The organism is Rhodomicrobium vannielii ATCC 17100 (assembly GCF_000166055.1).
Taxonomy (GTDB): Bacteria; Pseudomonadota; Alphaproteobacteria; order Rhizobiales; family Rhodomicrobiaceae; genus Rhodomicrobium; species Rhodomicrobium vannielii.
In genome coordinates this window covers 3,229,946-3,247,355 of record NC_014664.1, presented here as the reverse complement: position 1 = coordinate 3,247,355, position 17,410 = coordinate 3,229,946, and the positions used below count along the sequence as shown (strand labels likewise).

At 62.5% G+C, this 17,410-nt stretch carries 17 protein-coding genes; 4 read left to right on the top strand and 13 right to left on the bottom strand.

The window, feature by feature from the left end; genetic code table 11:
- Window positions 1-24: 24 nt before the first annotated feature.
- The 3 genes from fusA to rpsL are packed head-to-tail and all read right to left on the bottom strand — an operon-like array spanning window position 25 to window position 2,988.
- Window positions 25-2,100 carry an elongation factor G gene (gene fusA / locus RVAN_RS14955; RefSeq protein WP_013420550.1) on the bottom strand — a complete coding sequence of 692 codons (2,076 nt, stop codon included), beginning with the start codon at window positions 2,098-2,100 and terminating at the stop codon, window positions 25-27.
- Between the two features lie 27 nt (window positions 2,101-2,127).
- Window positions 2,128-2,598, bottom strand: coding sequence for a 30S ribosomal protein S7 (rpsG, locus tag RVAN_RS14950; protein WP_013420549.1), 471 nt, complete (start codon window positions 2,596-2,598; stop codon window positions 2,128-2,130).
- 18 nt (window positions 2,599-2,616) lie between these two features.
- The gene (gene rpsL, locus RVAN_RS14945) at window positions 2,617-2,988 is read right to left on the bottom strand and encodes a 30S ribosomal protein S12 (RefSeq protein WP_013420548.1); all 372 of its coding nucleotides are present in this window, start codon (window positions 2,986-2,988) and stop codon (window positions 2,617-2,619) included.
- Between the two features lie 402 nt (window positions 2,989-3,390).
- Here rpsL and RVAN_RS14940 point away from each other — a divergent pair, with 402 nt between their 5' ends.
- Entirely contained in the window at window positions 3,391-3,630 is a 240-nt protein-coding gene (locus RVAN_RS14940; RefSeq protein ID WP_013420547.1) for a hypothetical protein, read from the top strand.
- On the opposite strand, the gene RVAN_RS19225 is transcribed toward RVAN_RS14940, so the two are convergent.
- Together RVAN_RS19225 and RVAN_RS14930 are read right to left on the bottom strand one after the other, a co-directional pair.
- Window positions 3,612-4,283 (bottom strand): phosphatase PAP2 family protein, encoded by a 672-nt coding sequence (locus RVAN_RS19225; RefSeq protein ID WP_013420546.1) that lies wholly within the window; start codon window positions 4,281-4,283, stop codon window positions 3,612-3,614. The two genes, RVAN_RS14940 and RVAN_RS19225, sit on opposite strands and share 19 nt — an antisense overlap.
- A gap of 12 nt (window positions 4,284-4,295) precedes the next feature.
- A complete protein-coding gene (locus RVAN_RS14930) occupies window positions 4,296-5,120 on the bottom strand; it encodes a DUF1345 domain-containing protein (protein ID WP_013420545.1) in 825 nt (274 codons plus the stop codon).
- A 173-nt stretch (window positions 5,121-5,293) separates the two neighbouring features.
- Here RVAN_RS14930 and RVAN_RS14925 point away from each other — a divergent pair, with 173 nt between their 5' ends.
- The 3 genes from RVAN_RS14925 (at window position 5,294) to RVAN_RS14915 (ending at window position 7,825) form a co-directional block, all read left to right on the top strand.
- A complete protein-coding gene (locus RVAN_RS14925; protein ID WP_013420544.1) occupies window positions 5,294-6,133 on the top strand; it encodes an SDR family NAD(P)-dependent oxidoreductase in 840 nt (279 codons plus the stop codon).
- Complete coding sequence (kdsB, locus tag RVAN_RS14920; protein WP_013420543.1) at window positions 6,130-6,918, top strand: 3-deoxy-manno-octulosonate cytidylyltransferase; 789 nt, start codon at window positions 6,130-6,132, stop codon at window positions 6,916-6,918. The genes RVAN_RS14925 and kdsB overlap by 4 nt, the downstream gene beginning before the upstream one ends.
- A gap of 259 nt (window positions 6,919-7,177) precedes the next feature.
- Window positions 7,178-7,825, top strand: a complete 648-nt coding sequence (locus tag RVAN_RS14915) for a histidine phosphatase family protein (RefSeq protein WP_013420542.1) — start codon at window positions 7,178-7,180, stop codon at window positions 7,823-7,825.
- On the opposite strand, the gene RVAN_RS14910 is transcribed toward RVAN_RS14915, so the two are convergent.
- From RVAN_RS14910 to RVAN_RS14875, 8 genes are all read right to left on the bottom strand, one after another.
- A complete protein-coding gene (locus RVAN_RS14910) occupies window positions 7,822-8,754 on the bottom strand; it encodes an EamA family transporter (protein ID WP_013420541.1) in 933 nt (310 codons plus the stop codon). The two genes, RVAN_RS14915 and RVAN_RS14910, sit on opposite strands and share 4 nt — an antisense overlap.
- Window positions 8,755-8,920: 166 nt before the next feature.
- Window positions 8,921-9,544: a ParB-like protein gene (locus tag RVAN_RS14905; RefSeq protein ID WP_013420540.1), complete on the bottom strand. Its 624-nt coding sequence runs from the start codon at window positions 9,542-9,544 to the stop codon at window positions 8,921-8,923.
- 301 nt (window positions 9,545-9,845) lie between these two features.
- A complete protein-coding gene (locus RVAN_RS14900; RefSeq protein WP_013420539.1) occupies window positions 9,846-11,519 on the bottom strand; it encodes an acyl-CoA dehydrogenase family protein in 1,674 nt (557 codons plus the stop codon).
- A gap of 435 nt (window positions 11,520-11,954) precedes the next feature.
- Complete coding sequence (locus tag RVAN_RS14895; RefSeq protein ID WP_013420538.1) at window positions 11,955-13,811, bottom strand: hypothetical protein; 1,857 nt, start codon at window positions 13,809-13,811, stop codon at window positions 11,955-11,957.
- Between the two features lie 53 nt (window positions 13,812-13,864).
- On the bottom strand, window positions 13,865-15,172 hold the full coding sequence (gene ccrA, locus RVAN_RS14890; protein ID WP_013420537.1) for a crotonyl-CoA carboxylase/reductase: 1,308 nt from the start codon (window positions 15,170-15,172) through the stop codon (window positions 13,865-13,867).
- A 246-nt stretch (window positions 15,173-15,418) separates the two neighbouring features.
- Window positions 15,419-15,802 (bottom strand): helix-turn-helix domain-containing protein, encoded by a 384-nt coding sequence (locus RVAN_RS14885; RefSeq protein WP_013420536.1) that lies wholly within the window; start codon window positions 15,800-15,802, stop codon window positions 15,419-15,421.
- Between the two features lie 295 nt (window positions 15,803-16,097).
- On the bottom strand, window positions 16,098-16,463 hold the full coding sequence (locus RVAN_RS14880) for a hypothetical protein (RefSeq protein ID WP_013420535.1): 366 nt from the start codon (window positions 16,461-16,463) through the stop codon (window positions 16,098-16,100).
- 225 nt (window positions 16,464-16,688) lie between these two features.
- Window positions 16,689-17,408 (bottom strand): ABC transporter ATP-binding protein, encoded by a 720-nt coding sequence (locus RVAN_RS14875; protein ID WP_013420534.1) that lies wholly within the window; start codon window positions 17,406-17,408, stop codon window positions 16,689-16,691.
- Window positions 17,409-17,410 lie beyond the last annotated feature (2 nt).

The window sequence follows — 17,410 nt, the reverse complement described above, 5'->3', positions numbered from 1 at the left end:
AAAGCTCCTGACTTTGTTGCCCTATCAGGCGAATTTCGCCTGCACTTCCTCTGCCACGTTTTGCGGAACCTGCGCATAGTGGTCAAACTGCATGGTAAACTGCGCGCGCCCCTGGCTCATCGAGCGAAGAGTGTTCACATAACCGAACATGTTCGCGAGCGGAACCATGGCATTGATCACCGTGGCGTTGCCGCGCATTTCCTGACCGAGGATCTGGCCGCGACGGCCTGTCAGGTCGCCGATGACGCCGCCGACGTAATCTTCCGGCGAAACGACTTCAACCTTCATGATCGGCTCTAGCAACTTCGGGCCGGCCTTCTGGGCGCCTTCACGGAAGGCCGCGCGGGAGGCGATTTCGAACGCGAGAACGCTCGAGTCCACTTCGTGATACGCACCGTCGATCAACGACACCTTGAGGTCGAGCATCGGGAAGCCGGCGAGAATGCCGTTATCGAGCACGCTGCGAACGCCCTTTTCGACGCCTGGAATATATTCTTTCGGAACCGAACCGCCGACAATCTTGGACTCGAACAGAAAGCCAGCGCCCTGTTCCTGAGGCTCCAAAATAATCTTGACGCGGGCGAACTGACCTGTACCGCCCGTCTGCTTCTTATGGGTGTAGTCGACTTCCTGCTTCCGCGTGATCGTCTCGCGATAAGCCACCTGCGGCGCGCCGACGGTCGCTTCGACCTTGAACTCGCGACGCATGCGGTCGACGATGATTTCGAGGTGAAGTTCGCCCATGCCCTTGATGATCGTCTGACCGCTCTCGACGTCGCTTGTGACACGGAAAGACGGATCTTCCTGAGCGAGGCGGTTCAACGCCATGCCCATCTTTTCCTGGTCGGCCTTCGTCTTCGGCTCCACCGCGACCTCGATCACGGGTTCCGGGAACTCCATGCGTTCGAGGATCGCCGGCTTCAGCGGATCGCTAAGCGTGTCACCGGTGATGACATCCTTCAGCGACGCGATCGCGACGATGTCGCCCGCATAGGCTTCCTTGATGTCTTCGCGGCTGTTCGCATGCATCAGAAGCATGCGGCCGATACGCTCTTTCTTCTCTTTGACCGTATTGATGAGCTGCATGCCCGTCTCGACGCGGCCAGAATAAATGCGGCAGAACGTGAGCGAGCCGACAAACGGGTCGTTCATGATCTTGAACGCGAGCATCGAAAGCGGCTCATCGTCAGCCGACCTGCGAACAGTCTCCTCGCCGGTCTTCACATCAATCGCCTTGATCGGCGGGATGTCCACCGGCGACGGGAGGTAGTCGAGCACGCCGTCGAGCAGCGGCTGCACGCCCTTGTTCTTGAACGCCGAGCCGCAGAAAACCGGATAGAACGCGCTGGCAATCGTGCCGCGGCGGATCAATTCTTTCAGCTTCGCCTCTTCCGGCTCAACGCCGTCGAGGTAGGCTTCCATGGCTTCGTCGTCGAGTTCGACAACCGTCTCGACGAGCTTGTGACGATAGTCCTTCGCCTTGTCGAGCAAATCGGCAGGGACTTCGTCATCGCGGAAGCTCGCACCGAGAACGTCATCGTCCCAGATCACGGCCTTCATGCGAATGATGTCGACGATACCCTTGAAGTCGCTTTCCGAACCAATCGGAAGCTGCAACACGAGCGGCTTCGCACCGAGGCGGTCGATGACCGAGTCGACGCAGGCGAAAAAGTCGGCACCGATCTTGTCCATCTTGTTGACGAAGATCATGCGCGGCACGTTATATTTGTCGCCCTGACGCCAAACGGTTTCCGTCTGCGGTTCTACACCCTGGTTGGCGTCGAGAAGCGCCACGGCACCGTCGAGCACGCGAAGGCTGCGCTCGACTTCGATAGTGAAGTCCACGTGGCCGGGCGTGTCGATGATGTTGATACGATGGCCCTTCCAGTAAGCGGTCGTCGCAGCCGACGTGATCGTGATGCCGCGCTCCTGCTCCTGCTCCATCCAGTCCATCGTCGCGGCGCCATCGTGCACCTCGCCGATTTTGTGGCTCTTTCCCGTGTAATACAGGATGCGCTCAGTCGTGGTCGTCTTACCGGCATCGATGTGAGCCATGATGCCGATATTGCGATAGTCTTCGATGGGAGTTTGACGCGCCATGACCAAGCCTTTGCCGTCTCTAATTCTTTACCAACGGTAATGCGAGAACGCGCGATTGGCTTCAGCCATCTTGTGCGTGTCTTCGCGTTTTTTTACTGCGGTGCCGCGGTTGTTGGCGGCATCCAGCAATTCGCCGGAAAGCCGCTCTTCCATCGTATTTTCATTGCGTCCGCGTGCAGCGGTGATGATCCAGCGGATCGCCAGCGCCTGACGGCGTTCGTTTCGCACTTCCACCGGCACCTGATAGGTCGCGCCACCAACACGGCGGGAGCGAACCTCGATGGCCGGCTTCACGTTGTTAAGCGCCTCGTGGAACATTTCAATTCCATCGCGCTTCGCCTTTTGTTCGATGCGGCCCAGCGCGCCATAGACAATCGTCTCGGCTGCCGACTTCTTGCCCTCGAACATGAGGCTGTTCATGAATTTCGTGACGACCACGTCCCCATATTTCGGGTCCGGGATGATCTCGCGCTTATCAGCTCTGTGCCGACGTGACATTGCTTAAAATCCTCAGTCTTACTTCGGCCGCTTCGCGCCATACTTCGAACGGCGCTGCCTGCGCTTCGCCACGCCCTGCGTGTCGAGCACGCCACGGATAATGTGATAGCGCACACCCGGCAAGTCCTTGACGCGACCGCCGCGGATCAGCACCACCGAGTGCTCCTGAAGGTTATGGCCTTCGCCCGGAATATAGCTCGTCACTTCGAAGCCGTTCGTCAGACGGACACGCGCCACTTTACGCAGAGCGGAGTTTGGCTTCTTCGGCGTCGTCGTATAGACGCGCGTGCAGACGCCACGCTTCTGCGGGCACTCCGTCATCGCCGGCACTTTGTTTCGCTTGACCGGCGCGACGCGCGGCTTGCGGATCAATTGCTGTATCGTTGGCATCAACGCTTCCAAATCAAACGGCGTAGGGACCAGGGACGGAAATTTCCGCCTTCCAGTCCGATGAAGACGAAAAGACTTCGGAGGCATTGCCTCTTGGGTCTCGGGAATAAGGTTGTCCGGTGTCTTCGCGGCAGTGTTTAAGCGAAAGCACGCTTCAGCGCGCGAAAACTGCTTACGACCTGCCACCAGAGTGTGCGCAAAATAGGGGCGTGGGCTTGGGCCGTCAAGCTCAAATTTGGTTTATTTTCGGCCGTTTGCTCATCTTTCGTTTCGTGTTGCCGCGAAGAACGAATTTCGCACCCGCGTTAATGCCATTCGTAAAAAGCCAAGCTTCGGCAAATCCCTTTTTGGAACACCGGGCGAGCGAGCGCATTCCGTGTGCATCGGAAAGGAAGCTCCGCCATGACCGACCCGACGCCTCATACGACACATCGACCCCACCATCACGCGCATCACGAAACGCGGCATAACGAGGAAAAAGCCGCGCGCTTCGAGAGCGGCGATTTCCCCGGCGAGCCACCGCTCCGCAAGAGGCGCGGATTTGGCAGGCCGCACGCGCTCGTGGTGATCGGCACCGCGCTTTCGCTTGTCGCGCTCGCGGGGTTCATCCTGATTCCGTATCTCTATAAAGCGTCCGGCTGAGTCTTGCCGATGCTGGCGGCGGCGAGTCCCGTCACGAAGCCGAGCACCGCCCCCGCGACGATATCCGAAAACCAGTGATATGTCGCGCCGAGAAGGCCGATGCCGACAAGCACCGTCGCGATCACCCCCACAAACCGTAGCTTCGGCCAGAGGCGCCAGACCGCCCCGGCAAGGGCCGCAACCACAGTGGTGTGCCCCGACGGGAAGGAAGCGTAACCCCGGCTGTCGGTCAACGGGAAGAAGCCATAGACGCCATTTGCGAACCAGGACGGGTTGTTGTTCACCCACGTCTCCGGCCACGCGCGGCCGAACAGGATCTTCAGTTGAACGGCGAGCGCCGCCGACACCACGATAGCGAGCGAGAGGCGCAGCATCTCATCTTCGCGCGCGGTCAGCGAACCGCCGCGCAGGTAATTTCGCGTGGCGATAAGGGCGAGAATCAGGGCGGCGGCGGGCGCGAGCGGCTTCGCGATAAAGGTCAGCGCCACGAAGAACGGATCGCCGTAGTATTGTGGCCGGAGCAGCCCCGCGATTTGCCGGTCGACGAAGAAAAAGCCGAAGACGACGATTGCCGCCACCACGCCGAGGCCCGCAACGAAGCGGATAAGGCACGCCTTCCGCCTTGCCTGAAGCTCAACCGTCATCGCGTCCATGCGCTGCACTCCTTATCCTGCCAGGCTCGCCGATATATTGACGGTCAGGGCTAATACGGCCGTGTTGAAGAAAAATGACACCACGGCGTGCAATGTGACAAGGCGGCGGAGCGCGTGCGATTTGACCAGCGTGTCGGACGTCTGCGATGCCGCCCCGATGGACGTCGCGAAATACAGGAAATCCCAGTAGTCGGGCCGATCGCAGCCGGGAAATTCGAGGCCGCGCCCCGCGTCGCTGCCCGGATCGGGGCGATAGAAGGCGTGGGCGTAATGCAGCGCGAACGCGATCTGCGTGACGCTCCACGAAATGACGAGGGTGAAAAGCGCGAGCGCCGCCAGCGACATTTTTTCTTTCGCGCTCGTTTCGGGAAGCTTGGCTTCAAGGCCGACCGCCGTTATGGCCGCGAAGCTCGCGGCGATGGCGAGCAGAATGATGGTGAGGATGATTAGACGGCTGTCGTCGCGACGTGCCGCTCGCTTCTGAATCTTCGCAGCATCGCTCGTGAAATCGAGGCGGAGCGCGAGAAGAAGATAGGTCAGGCCGCCGAGATCCCACGTGATGGCGGCGCGCACTGCAAGCGCGAGGCTGTCCGGCAGAAGACCGTAGGCGAGCGAGCCGACCAGAACCGCGCTGTAAAACCTCGGCCTGATCGAGAGCGATTCCCAGAATGAAACGGGGTGATACCACCCGCGCCTGCGGGCATGGTGAAGCCCCGCGTGGTTCGCTTTCTGTGGCAAGCTTTCCCCGCCAGTTTCAGGCGACGTGGCGGCGGCGTCCGCTTGCGCGCCGCCGCCCTTCAGAGCCCTTCGTCTGGATCGCGCACGGGAAGACGTCATGGCTGACCACTCGTGGCTGTTTCCCGCAACGCTTATCATGAGTGCGTGTTTTCTTCATCAGCATCGAACAGGAAAAGCCAAGCCTTTCCTTCGCTGACGGCGTTTCGCGCGGTTGCCGCATCCCTCGCTTTTCGGCACTGTTGGCAACGACGGGGAAACTACGGGGAAGCGATATGGAAAACGTACGGGGCCGCACGGTCCTTGTAACGGGAGCATCGGCGGGCATCGGCAAGGCGTTCGCCAAGGTTTTCGCGGCGAAGGGCTGGAATGTGATCCTGACCGCGCGCCGCCTCGACCGGCTCGAAGCGCTCGCCGTCGAGATCGAGGCTAAATATAAGGTCGGCGCCATCGCCATCGAGCAGGATCTGGCCGCGCCCGACAGCGTGGACAAGCTCGTCGCCGCGATCAGCGACCGGCGCGTGCTGACGGTGGACGGGCTCGTGAACAACGCGGGCTTCAGCGTTCCCGGCCATTACGCAAAGACCGCTTGGGCCGATCAGGAGCGCTTCCTGCGCGTCATGGTCACCGTGCCGTGCGAACTCGCGCATGTGCTGCTTCCGCCGATGGTGCAGCGGCGCTTCGGACGCATCATCAACGTTGCGTCGCTCGCGGGGCTGATTCCCGGTGCGGCTGGTCACACGCTTTACGGCGCGTCGAAGGCGTTCCTCATTCGCTTCTCGGAATCGCTGCTTCTCGAAAATCGCCGCGCGAACGTGCTCACGACCGCGCTTTGCCCCGGCTTCACTTACACCGAGTTCCACGACGTGATCGGAACGCGCGACAAGGTGTCGAAATACGGCAAGGCGTGGTGGTCCACTTCGGCGGAAGTTGCGGTCGCGGGATATGACGGCGTGATGGCGGGCAAGCCCATTGTCGTCGTGGGCCGCCGGGCGAAGCAGATTTCCGCGCTCATGAAAGTCTTGCCCGAAAGCGTCGCGCTTGGCATGGTTGGCCGTCAATCGAAGACCTTCCGCTCGGAGGAACCGGGCACTTCAGATAACGAGCCATCATGACCGCCGCCATCGTCATTCCGGCACGATACGCGTCTACGCGTTTCCCCGGCAAACCGCTGTGCCTCCTTTCCGGCATCTCCATGCTTGAGCGCGTCTGGCGCATAGCGTCGAGCGTGAAGCAGGCGTCGCGCGTGGTCATCGCCACCGACGACGAACGCATCCGCGAGCACGCGCTGGCCTTCGGCGCCGAGGTTGCGCTCACCTCACCCGACTGCGCGAACGGCACTGAGCGCGTGCACGAGGCGGTCGGTCGCGCGCATATCCGCGAGGACATCATCCTGAACCTTCAGGGCGATGCGCCGTTAACGCCGCCCTGGGTGCTGGAAGCGATGATCGACGAGATGATCATCGACCCGACGCCGGAAATCGTGACGCCCGCCGTGCGCCTTCGGGGACCGGCGCTGGAGGAATTCCTTGCCCACAAGAAAGAGCGTCCGGCCACCGGCACGACGGTCACATTCAACCTGCGCCGCAACGCGCTCTACTTCTCGAAGGCCGTAATCCCGCACATCCGCACGGAAGGACACGGCGGGATTTACCGGCACATCGGTCTGTACGGCTATCGCAAGGCCGCGCTCTCGCGCTATGTCTCACTCGCGCCGACGCCGCTCGAACAAACCGAACAGCTTGAGCAGCTCCGCGCGCTGGAAAACGGCATGACGGTGCGCATCGCCGTGGTGGACTATCGCGGCCGAACGCATTCTTCCATCGACGCGCCGGGCGATGTGCCCGTCGCCGAGGCGATCATCGCGCGCGAGGGCGAACTCGTGCCAACGCTGCGCTAGCTCGTCACGCATTCCCGCGAAAACCTGAAGGCGTCGCTCACCGCGCTCGCAGCGCTTTCGCAAGAACGGCGCCTGCGGGCGGGGCGGCGGGCCGCAGTCAACTTTTCCGCTCCCCGCTTTTCGTAAGGCGCAGCTCCTGCTACGTTTGAAGCGCTGGCGGCTGTTTTTGGCGGCCCAACGACAGGCTGGCACCTGGCATTGATCGACAATTCCGCGATTCGGGCGAAGCCGGTCGCGGCGTGTCCGGAGGGCATGCGTGATGCTTCTTATTCTCGCTCGGCATGGCAACACCTTCGAGGCGGGCGAAAAGCCCGTCTGGGTGGGCGCGCGCACCGATCTGCCGCTGACCGCGAAAGGCCGTGAGCAGGCGGCGGCGCTCGGCGAGGCTCTGAAGCCTTTCGCGCCGCGCATCCGTCGCATCGCTGCCGGGCCGCTCGCACGCACGCGCGAGCACGCGGAAATCGCCGCAGCGACCGCTGGCTTGTCCGCGCCTGTGGACATTGACGACCGCCTGCGCGAGATCGACTACGGCGACTGGGAAGGGAAAAGCTCCGAAGAGATCGAGGCCTCCGGTGGCGCGGCCGGGCTTGCGGCGTGGAACGAACGCGGCGTCTGGCCTATCTCCGCCGGATGGCTGCCATGCACTTACGCTATCGACGCGAGGGCGTCGGCGCTGGCCGACGAAGCCACGCGCAATGCCGGGGCAGGCGACGCCGCGCTGTTCGTGACGAGCAACGGCGTCCTGCGCTACTTCCTCAAGCTCGTGCCCGGCGCGTTCGAGGCCGCCGCCACGGACGCCAGCCTCAAGGTCGCGACGGGCCATGTCTGCGCGCTTCGACTTGAAGGCGACGCGTGGAGCGTGCTGCTATGGAACGTGAAACCGGGCGAACTTGCCGCCTTGCTTTAATCCATCGCTGAAACCGATGCAGGGGCGCGCCGCACTCCGCGCATCGTCCGCAGCGCGTCGCGGCTGGCCAGAATGGCGCCGCCGGTGATGAGAAGCGCCGCCACCCAGAGCGCGGGCTTCGACGGGCCGAGCCCTGTTGCGGTCAAAAGAGCCGTCGACAGCAGCGGCGAGAAATAGGCGAGCACGCCGAGCGTGCGCAGGTCGCCGTGCTTGCAGCCGTAGTCCCACACATAGAAGGCAAGGCCGATCGGCCCTGCGCCGAGCGCCAGGATCGCGAAAAGCTGCATGCCCGGCGCAGGCATCACGAAGTCTTCGAGCGCCAGATGCGCACCCCACGCCAGCACCGCCGTGCCAAGGCAATAGACCGAAACGGCCGCGCTCGGCACGCCGCGAAACAGCCGCGTCAGTACCGAATAGCTCGACCATGTCAGCGCAGCCGTCACGGCCATCGCATAGCCGAACGCGTTGCCGCCAAGCGACAGCGCCGCGCCGCCGGTGATTGCGAGCGCGGCCCCGGCGAACGCCATCGACACGCCGGAGATATGCCAAACCGTCAGCTTTCCCGCTGTAGCGCGCGCGGGCAGCATCGTGGAAAACATCACGATCAGCACCGGCCAGAGATAATTGACGAGGCTTGCTTCCACGGCGGGCGCGTTCTGCATCGCGAGGAAGAACGCGAAATGATCGACGAAGAACGCCGCCACGCCGAGCGCGACCGGCTTCCAGCCAAGCGCGCCGAGGCCGCGCCGCGCGGACGTGTTCGCCGCCAGCCAGACGAAGCCCGCCAGCGCGCCTATGGTGAAGGTGAGCGCTACGAGTTCCAGCGGCGGGATCGCGCCCGCGAGCACCGTCAGCGTGGGCAGCAGCGCCCAGAGCGGAATGGCGAGAACGCCGATGGCGGTAGCTTTACCGCCGCTCGTGATGGGCATTGGGATGTCCTGAGATCGATGCGCTGAGATACACGTGCGTGAATCACGCGGCTCGACGCTGTGGTTTTTCAGGCTGATCTAGTCGCCCGCGAGCCGATGAGGCAATTGAAAACGGCTTCGAGGTACCGCGCGGAATTCGCCTGAATAACGGCAGGCCGCCAGAGCACTACGCGCCGTTCGCGTGCCAGCCCGGCAAGTCTCGCGCCTCGCTGCGGCCCGCAAGTTCTAAAGCCGGAGCAAGCGCCGTCTCGAACTGCGTCTCCACCTTGACGCGCTCGATCCGGCGCCGCAGAAAATCAGCCCAGAGAAATTCGCTGAACGGCGTCCTGTCCTTCGAGTACGCTCCCTCGCGCCGCAGCGCTCCCGCAAGGCTGCGGAAGGGGTCGTCGATCATGTCGTCGATCCTCGGCGGAATGTCGTCATACTCGCGCCGACACCCTTCATCGTCGAACGGGTGCAGAAGGCCGAGGCTGTCCATAACCTCGAAAAACGCGCCGTTGTCGATGTCTCGGAAGTCGAAAACCGGCCTCACCGGCACTTCCCGCGCGCCCGCCATAAGAAGCGCCGCGAGCAAATGGTGACGGTCAATCGCAAAAAGCCGTCCTTTCGGCCCCTTCACGACCGGGATGGCATGCTTGGCCAGATATCGGTTGCGCTCGTCCCGCGCCATCATCTCAAGCCGGGCGGCGCGGCTTTCGACCTCCCGTCGCCCGACGGTCATTTGCGTAGGCCGAAGATCGGCAATCGAGACGGTATGAAAGACTGGTGTGCCAAGGTTTGGAAGGAGCATGCACACTCTCGATGACGAGGCCGCTTGGCATAAGCTTACGCTGGCGGCGAGAATTGAGGTATGGCGGCTTAGTCAACGCTGCCATATGGCCGCGTGCTGGCCTCCACTAAAAAGCAAGCGCCCGGCGCGTTACAGGAACGTGACAGTTGATGAGCCGCGCTGTTTGAACGCAGTTGATTGCGACGCGAAGCGCAGGGCGACGACACGTTCCACCTCGCATGGCGCAAAGAAAAGCCCCGGAGGCGAGAGGCCCCGGGGCTGCTGAAAGCAACGTATAGGCGCGCGGAAACCGCGCCGTGCGTCAGTTCCGCTGTTCGAGCAGGCGGCGCGCAATAACCTGCGCCTGAATTTCCGCCGCGCCCTCGAAGATGTTGAGGATGCGTGCGTCGCACAGAACGCGGCTCACCGGATATTCGAGCGCGAAGCCGTTGCCGCCATGGATCTGCAACGCGTTGTCGGCCGCCGCCCACGCCACGCGCGCACCGAGCAGCTTCGCCATGCCCGCTTCGAGGTCGCAGCGACGCCCGCCGTCCTTCTCGCGCGCGGCGAAATAGGTCAGCTGGCGCGCGATCATCGTTTCGGCCGCCATCATCGCGATCTTGTCGGAGACGCGCGGGAACTTGATGAGCGTCTTGCCGAACTGCACGCGCTCCGTCGCATAACGCAGCGCGAGGTCCATCGCCGATTGCGCCACGCCGACCGCGCGGGCCGCCGTCTGCACGCGCGCAGATTCGAATGTCTGCATGAGCTGCTTGAAGCCCTGGCCTTCCTCGCCGCCGAGCAGGCCGGACACCGGCACCTCAAATTCGTCGAACGAAAGCTCGTATTCCTTCATGCCGCGATAGCCGAGCACTTCGATCTCGCCGCCCGACATACCCACGGCCGGGAACGGGTTTGCGTCCGTGCCGCGCGGCTTCTCCGCGAGGAACATCGACAGGCCCTTGTAGCCGGGTTCCGCCGGGTTGGTGCGCGTCAGCACCGTCATGAGATCTGCGCGGACGGGGTGCGTGATCCACGTCTTCTGGCCGGTGATCTTGTAAACGTCACCGTCGCGCACCGCGCGCGTCTTGAGCGAAGCGAGGTCGGAGCCGGTGTTCGGCTCGGTGAAGACCGCCGTCGGCAGCACTTCGCCGCTCGCGAGCTTCGGCAGCCACTCTTCCTTCTGCTCCTGCGTGCCGCCGCCGAGGATCAGTTCCGCCGCGATCTCCGAGCGCGTGCCAAGCGAGCCGACGCCGATATAGCCGCGCGACAATTCCTCGGAGACGACGCACATCGCTTCCTTGCCGAGACCGAGGCCGCCGAATTCCTCGGGGATGGTGAGGCCGAACACGCCAAGCTCGTTCATCTTGTCGATGGTTTCGAGCGGGATGTATTCGTTCTTGAGGTGCCATTCGTGCGCGAAGGGCTTCACCTCAGCTTCCACGAAGCGGCGCATCTCCTCGCGCATGGCTTCGAGCGTGTCGTCGAGGCCGCCGTCGCCGAAATGGCCGGTGCCCTGCGCCTGCTCGACGAGCTCGACGAGCCGCGCGCGGGCTTGCGTCGAGTTCGCCCTGATGAGCGCCATGACGGCAGGCGTCGCGAAGGCTTCACTGTCGGCCGGTTCCAGGTCGAGGTCGTGGAAGCGGATGATCTCCGTCTGGCTCATCGGGATGCCGCCGAGGATCTGCGCCGCATATTCGCCGACGCCGATCTGCGTAAGCAGCGCTTCCGTCTCGCCGAAGCGGCCCTCCTCGGTGAGGCGGTGCGCGTAAGCCGCCATCTGGCGCAGCGCCTGGGCGTAGGTCGCGAGCCATGCGAGGCCGTGCGCGGCGTGCTGCTCGCGTTCGATCAGCGCGTTGGACAGCTTGCCGTTCTCGGTGACGCGGGCGCGGATATTGTCGGTGGCACGGGCAAGCAAACGGTCGGCGTTGGCGGCGGCCTCATCGCAGAGCTGAAGCAGGTCCGGAGCCACAACGGGTGCGGAAGACAGGCTCATCGGCCTTATCCTTTCATGCGGTTCTTGGAATTCAACCCCACATTGGCGCGTTTTCGCAGATGCACAATTGCGCTTAAGTTTATACCCGCCATGCGCGGCGCGCCGAGAATTCAATTGCCGGCAAACCGCGGAGGTGGGCGGGCCGGATAGTCGCTTCTAACCAGCGGCTTAGAGGTGCGAGCGAAGTGGATGGGTCCGTGTGACGAAACGCGTCGAGCCCGTCTAGCCGAAAAGCGCGCTGCATCTGCGTTGGGACGCATTTATCGGCGCGGCGTATGGCGCGGGCAACAGCACCGGCGCGATGCGACACGCGACAGCGTTCACCGACCGCCGCAAATCGAAGGACGCCGCCCCATTCGCCGCCAGATCATGCATTTCGAAAGTGAAGCGAATTGGAACCCGGGGAAGCGCTGAAGCTTCCCCGGGTGGGTGCCCCTATTTCTTCTTGCCGAAGACCATGTCGAGCCACAGGCTAAACAGCGTCTTCTGTGCCTGAGGTTTCGATTGCCGCTCGGCGGGCTTCGCGGGCGCGGGCTCCTGCGGCTGCTCTTGAACGGGCTCCCGCGACTGCGCGGCCTCGTAAACTGGAACGGGTTGCGGCTCCGTAGCCGCTTGGGATTGACTTGGCGCGGCTTCCTGCGGTTGAGCGGGTTCGGCCGCGTCCGATGGCTGCGTAGCCGCGAAGACCGGCACCGGCTGAGGCTCCGCCCGCGTTTCGCGCGAACCATATTCCTGGACCGGCTCGGATGCCGCTTCGGCGGGAGAACCGAGATCGTGCGTCGCCTCGGCTACGTCACGCGCCGAGATCGATTCGGCGGAAGCGGTCTCGGCCAGCTCCGGTTGAGCGTCACCCGGCTGCTCCGCAGGCTCAGCTTCCGGCTCGACCTCGGCGGCAATCGGCTCCTGTTGCGGCTCCTCGGCCACCACGGAAACTTCCGCCTCGACCGCTGCAGGCGTCTCCGCAGGCTCGGCAGGCGCGTCGGGTTGGCTTGCCTCCGCCGAAGCGCTTTCGAGGCGATCCGCTATTTCCTCGACCCGCGCATGAGCCTCGCCCAGCGCGTCGCCGCCGCCGCCCTGAAGGACACCCTCGATGCTCGGGTCTGCGGCCGGTTCGTAGGCCGGTGCCGCTTCGGAGCTTTGCGGCTCGTTGTCCTGCGTTATCACAGCGTTGTCGTGGAGATGCGCCGGCGCTTCGTGATGGTGGACCGTTTCAATGCCATGATCCGCCGCCACCTCTTCGACGCGCTCCTTCGCCTCTGCAGCGAGATCGTCGAAGCTGACACCGCGCGGTTCTGGCGCGGAATCCTCAGGCGCGGACGCGGATTCTTCCGCTGCGGCTACGTTGTCGTGGAGGTGAGCGGGTGCTTCGTGATGGTGGACCGTCTCAATGCCATGATCCGCCGCCACCTCTTCAACGCGCTCCTTCGCCTCTGCTGCGAGATCGTCGAAGCTGACACTGCGCGGCTCTGGCGCGGAATGCTCAGGCGCGGACGCGGATTCTTCCGCTGCGGCTACGTTTTCGTGGAGATGAGCGGGTGCTTCGTGATGGTGGACGGTTTCGATGCCATGATCCGCCGCCACCACCTCAACGCGCTCCTTCGCCTCTGCAGCGAGATCGTCGAAGCTGACACCGCGCGGTTCTGGCGCGGAATCCTTAGGCGCGGACGCGGATTCTTCCGCTGCGGCTACGTTTTCGTGGAGATGCGCGGGCGCTTCGTGATGGTGGACGGTTTCGATGCCGTGATCCGCCGCCACCTCTTCGACGCGCGTCTTCGAAGCGGCAGAGAGTGCATCGAAGTTCGGCCCTTCCGTCAGCGGCTCCCAGCTTGCGACCGCGACCTCGTCGGGCGCAACCTGTGCCGGGGCGGCGACGGCTGGCGCTTCGGCGGCTTGTTCGCTCGCGGTTTCAGGCTGCGGGGCGGACGCGCGTTCGCTGGGAGCGGCTTCCGCTGCCTCGACGACGACGCTCTCCTCGCTGGTCGCTTCAGCGGGTGCGGTCTCGGCTTCTTCACCGGATGCGGGCAGGAAAGCGCGCACGGCATCGAGCTTCTTCGAGGCGAGATAAAAGGCGTTGCCTTGCAGGTCGAGTTCGATGGCAAGACGCGCGAGTTCGAGCGCCGACGCGAAGCTCGACGGCGAGCCGTCGCTGGCGTTCGCGATATCAGCGCCCACCGCGTCGGCAAGATCATTGATGGCGCGCGCGGCCGCGTCGGCCTGCACTCCAAGCTCGGCGTAAGCGGCAGTTTTAAGACCGCTCAACGCCATTTGTAGGTCGTCGGATGCTCGCGTCATGTCTGGCTCCAGTTCTTTTTCCGTGGACTCGGAGTCAGAACGAAGCCGGGTCGTCAACCGAACCGCGCTTTGGATGCCTCAATCGCATCCTCGAATGTACGCAAACCCGTATGCGGAGCGCTGACGAGTACCGCCATATTACCCGGCCGATGCTCGTTCTTCCACATGCGCATATGCGCTTTCGGTATGTCGGTCCACGGAAAAACTTCACTCATGCACGGGTCAATTCGCCGCTCAATCATAAGTTTGTTAGCCTGGCTCGCCTGCAACAAATTGGCGAAGTGCGAACCCTGCAAGCGCTTCTGGTGCATCCAGAGATAACGCGCGTCGAGCGTGAGGTTATAGCCCGTCGTACCTGCGCAGATCACGACCATGCCGCCGCGCTTCACGACGAAGACGGAAACCGGGATCGTGGATTCGCCCGGATGCTCGAAGACGAAGTCGACGTTGTTGCCTTTGCCGGTATGCTCCCAGATCGCCGCGCCGAATTTGCGGGTTTCCTTGAACCACTCCGCGTATTCAGGCGTGTTGACCTTGGGCATCTGGCCCCAGCACTTGAAGTCCTTGCGGTTGATCGTGCCCTTCGCGCCAAGCTGCATGACGAAGTCGCGCTTGTCGTCCTCGGACACGACGCCGATCGCGTTCGCGCCGGACGCCGCGCAGAGCTGCACCGCGAACGAGCCAAGGCCGCCGGACGCGCCCCAGACGAGCACATTATGTCCCGGGCGCAGCACGTGCGGGCGATGGCCGAACAGCATGCGGTACGCTGTGGCGAGCGTCAGCGTATAGCACGCGCTTTCTTCCCAGGTGAGGTGCTTCGGGCGCGCCATGAGCTGGCGATCCTGAACGCGGGCGAATTGCGAAAAGCTGCCATCCGGCGTCTCGTAGCCCCAGATGCGCTGGGACGGCGAGAACATCGGATCGCCGCCGTTACATTCCTCGTCGTCGCCGTCATCCTGGTTGCAGTGCACAACGACTTCGTCGCCGACCTTCCAGCGCTTCACCTTGGAGCCGACAGCCCACACGATGCCCGCCGCGTCCGAACCTGCGACATGGAACGGTGCCTTGTGCACGTCGAAAGTAGAAATCGGGGTGCCAAGCGCGGCCCACACGCCGTTGTAGTTCACGCCTGCGGCCATGACGAGAATGAGTACATCGTGGCTGTCGAGTTGCCACGTCGGCACCACTTCCATCTGCATGGCGTCCTCGGGCGGCCCATGGCGCTCTCGGCGGATCGCCCACGCATACATCTTTTCAGGGACATGGCCGAGCGGCGGGATTTCGCCGACTTCATAGAGATCCTTCAAGCCCTCCCCGGAAGTGGAGGACGTGGATTGCTTGAACGCAATCACCTCACTCATATTCTGCTCCTTGCAGCGGCAACCCGCAGGTTTTTTCTTTGGTTGCAGCGCAGCATGATCCTTTTTTGTGTGCAGGGCAATATAGGCAAAAAGTCGAGTCCGGGTGCGACAAGGCCCGCGTTCCGCGCTCATGATCGGAAACGAATCAAGGCCGGCACTCGTTCCTTGAAACGAGTCCGGCCTGGAAGACGTTAAAAATGAAACGGGCAGCCGCGCTGCAAGCATGTGGCGCGAATCAAGACAACGCTACAAGTTCGCAAAAACCTCGCTCCGGGCTTGCGTCTTGGCGATGATATTCGCCATGAGGCCAGGGCTGACCTCTATGGCTTCGATGAGGGTTCGATTTGCCTTGTCAGGCGTGCGGCGACCCTGTTCCCAGCCGCGCAACGTCGAAAGATCAAGGCCATACCGGCTCGCAAACTCTGCCTGCGAGAGACCCAACGTGTCTCTCAACTGGCGAACGCGCACGCCGAAATCGGCTTTCTTGACCGAGGCGGAAAGCGACTCGCCATCGCCTCCCACAAGCTTGTCCCTAAAGTACTGCTCAATGGCTTCAAGCGTAGAGTAGACATCTTCTACGACTTGCTCATTGGGAAGCGGAATTTCACCGATGCTCATATTCTCGGTCATCGAATGTGCTCCATAGTCTGGTCGGGACGGTTACCTTTCACATCGAAGAACGAGAGAGCGCTACCCGGCTTTCGAACACAATAAGCGCTTGACGGGGTCGCAGTCAATAAAAAAAATGGCAACGACGGCGGCTCGACGGCATTTATGTCATCATAAGACGCACGATCGAATATATATCTATTCATGACAAGCCTCCTTACTCGCATTCGCGCGCGATTATCATGGCATGCAAGGCACTTGTTGCTGCCCTTGCATGCACACATAATACCAATACTGCACAGGTTCTATCCGTAGATCACGCCCTCATGAATAATCTTATCGCGGTTTCGCCGATTCTCATGATGAGTTCATTGAAGCGCGAGGTGCCACCGGGAGCATCGACAAGTATCAGCGGCCGGGGCGAGATGCTGATGATGAAGATCTCGCGGAATGACTTGTCCGCGAGATAGACAACGAACCAGCTTTGCAGCGATTGTTTCTTGACTGGGAATTCGATTTGCTGGAGCGCGGTTCCTTCCACTCGATCGCCGCGGTCCGGTGCAAAACGGAGCCGGTAAGCCAGCAGCTCGATTTCGATATCCGTCAAATTTGCTTGTAATATTTGTAAGGGCTCTCGTCTCAACTTGACGTTTTGGCCAATGTCTATGAAGCCGCCATTCATGGCTGCACTCCTTTTAAGCGTCGCTATTTGTGTCGCCTAATGTGTCCTGCACGATGGCCTCAGGGGTTCGAGTTGGCATTGCGGTCGCTGAGGTACGCTGTTGACGTAATGTCAGATTAATTTCTGTACACGTCAAGCGGTACACGGAGCAATTGCACACACCGCAGCTGGCGGCGGGCCGCTGCGCCGAAGCAAAGCCTGTCGTAAGCTTATGAATAGGTTTAGCTAATGGCCGCCGAGATAGGCCGAACGCACAGCCGGATCGTTCCTGAGGCTTTTCGCCGCGCCCTGGAAGCGGATACGCCCGTTTTCCAGCACATAGGCGTGGTCAGCCACATCGAGCGCCATGGCGGCGAACTGCTCGACGAGGAGCATCGTCACGTGTTCTTCCTTCAGGCGGCGAATGGTGTCGAACACCCCCTCCACGAGACGCGGCGCAAGACCCATCGACGGCTCATCGAGCAAGAGGATCTCCGGGCGGGACATGAGCGCGCGGCCCATGGCCAGCATCTGCTGCTCGCCACCCGATAACGTGCCAGCCTGCTGCTCGCGGCGCTCCTTGAGGCGCGGGAAAAGGTCGTACATGCGGTCGAAGTCGGCTTCCACGTCGCCCTTTTCGCGCACGCCCGTGAGCCGAACGAACGCGCCGAGACGCAGATTGTCCTCCACCGACAGCGACGGAAAGATGCGGCGTCCCTCCGGCGAATGCGCAAGGCCACGGCGCGCGACTTGATGGCTCGGCAGTCCGGCGATTTCCGCGTCGCCGAGCAGGATCGCGCCGGATTGCGGGCGAAGCATGCCGGAGATCGCGCGCAACGTCGTCGTCTTGCCCGCGCCGTTCGAGCCGATCAGCGTGACGAGTTCGCCCTTCGGCACGTGAAAGCTGAGGCCGTGCAGCACCTCGACGCGTCCATATCCGGCCTTCAGATCCTGAACCTTGAGCATCG

Bases quoted from the DNA above. Each gene is read 5' to 3' on its own strand.
- kdsB (WP_013420543.1), top strand. From the start codon at position 6,130: ATGACCGCCGCCATCGTCATTCCGGCACGATACGCGTCTACGCGTTTC.
- RVAN_RS14940 (WP_013420547.1), top strand. From the start codon at position 3,391: ATGACCGACCCGACGCCTCATACGACACATCGACCCCACCATCACGCG.
- RVAN_RS14895 (WP_013420538.1), bottom strand. From the start codon at position 13,811: ATGACGCGAGCATCCGACGACCTACAAATGGCGTTGAGCGGTCTTAAA.
- rpsG (WP_013420549.1), bottom strand. From the start codon at position 2,598: ATGTCACGTCGGCACAGAGCTGATAAGCGCGAGATCATCCCGGACCCG.
- RVAN_RS14930 (WP_013420545.1), bottom strand. From the start codon at position 5,120: ATGACGTCTTCCCGTGCGCGATCCAGACGAAGGGCTCTGAAGGGCGGC.
- rpsL (WP_013420548.1), bottom strand. From the start codon at position 2,988: ATGCCAACGATACAGCAATTGATCCGCAAGCCGCGCGTCGCGCCGGTC.
- RVAN_RS14880 (WP_013420535.1), bottom strand. From the start codon at position 16,463: ATGAATGGCGGCTTCATAGACATTGGCCAAAACGTCAAGTTGAGACGA.
- RVAN_RS14905 (WP_013420540.1), bottom strand. From the start codon at position 9,544: ATGCTCCTTCCAAACCTTGGCACACCAGTCTTTCATACCGTCTCGATT.
- RVAN_RS14875 (WP_013420534.1), bottom strand. From the start codon at position 17,408: ATGCTCAAGGTTCAGGATCTGAAGGCCGGATATGGACGCGTCGAGGTG.
- RVAN_RS19225 (WP_013420546.1), bottom strand. From the start codon at position 4,283: ATGGACGCGATGACGGTTGAGCTTCAGGCAAGGCGGAAGGCGTGCCTT.
- RVAN_RS14915 (WP_013420542.1), top strand. From the start codon at position 7,178: ATGCTTCTTATTCTCGCTCGGCATGGCAACACCTTCGAGGCGGGCGAA.
- fusA (WP_013420550.1), bottom strand. From the start codon at position 2,100: ATGGCGCGTCAAACTCCCATCGAAGACTATCGCAATATCGGCATCATG.
- RVAN_RS14885 (WP_013420536.1), bottom strand. From the start codon at position 15,802: ATGACCGAGAATATGAGCATCGGTGAAATTCCGCTTCCCAATGAGCAA.
- ccrA (WP_013420537.1), bottom strand. From the start codon at position 15,172: ATGAGTGAGGTGATTGCGTTCAAGCAATCCACGTCCTCCACTTCCGGG.
- RVAN_RS14925 (WP_013420544.1), top strand. From the start codon at position 5,294: ATGGAAAACGTACGGGGCCGCACGGTCCTTGTAACGGGAGCATCGGCG.
- RVAN_RS14900 (WP_013420539.1), bottom strand. From the start codon at position 11,519: ATGAGCCTGTCTTCCGCACCCGTTGTGGCTCCGGACCTGCTTCAGCTC.
- RVAN_RS14910 (WP_013420541.1), bottom strand. From the start codon at position 8,754: ATGCCCATCACGAGCGGCGGTAAAGCTACCGCCATCGGCGTTCTCGCC.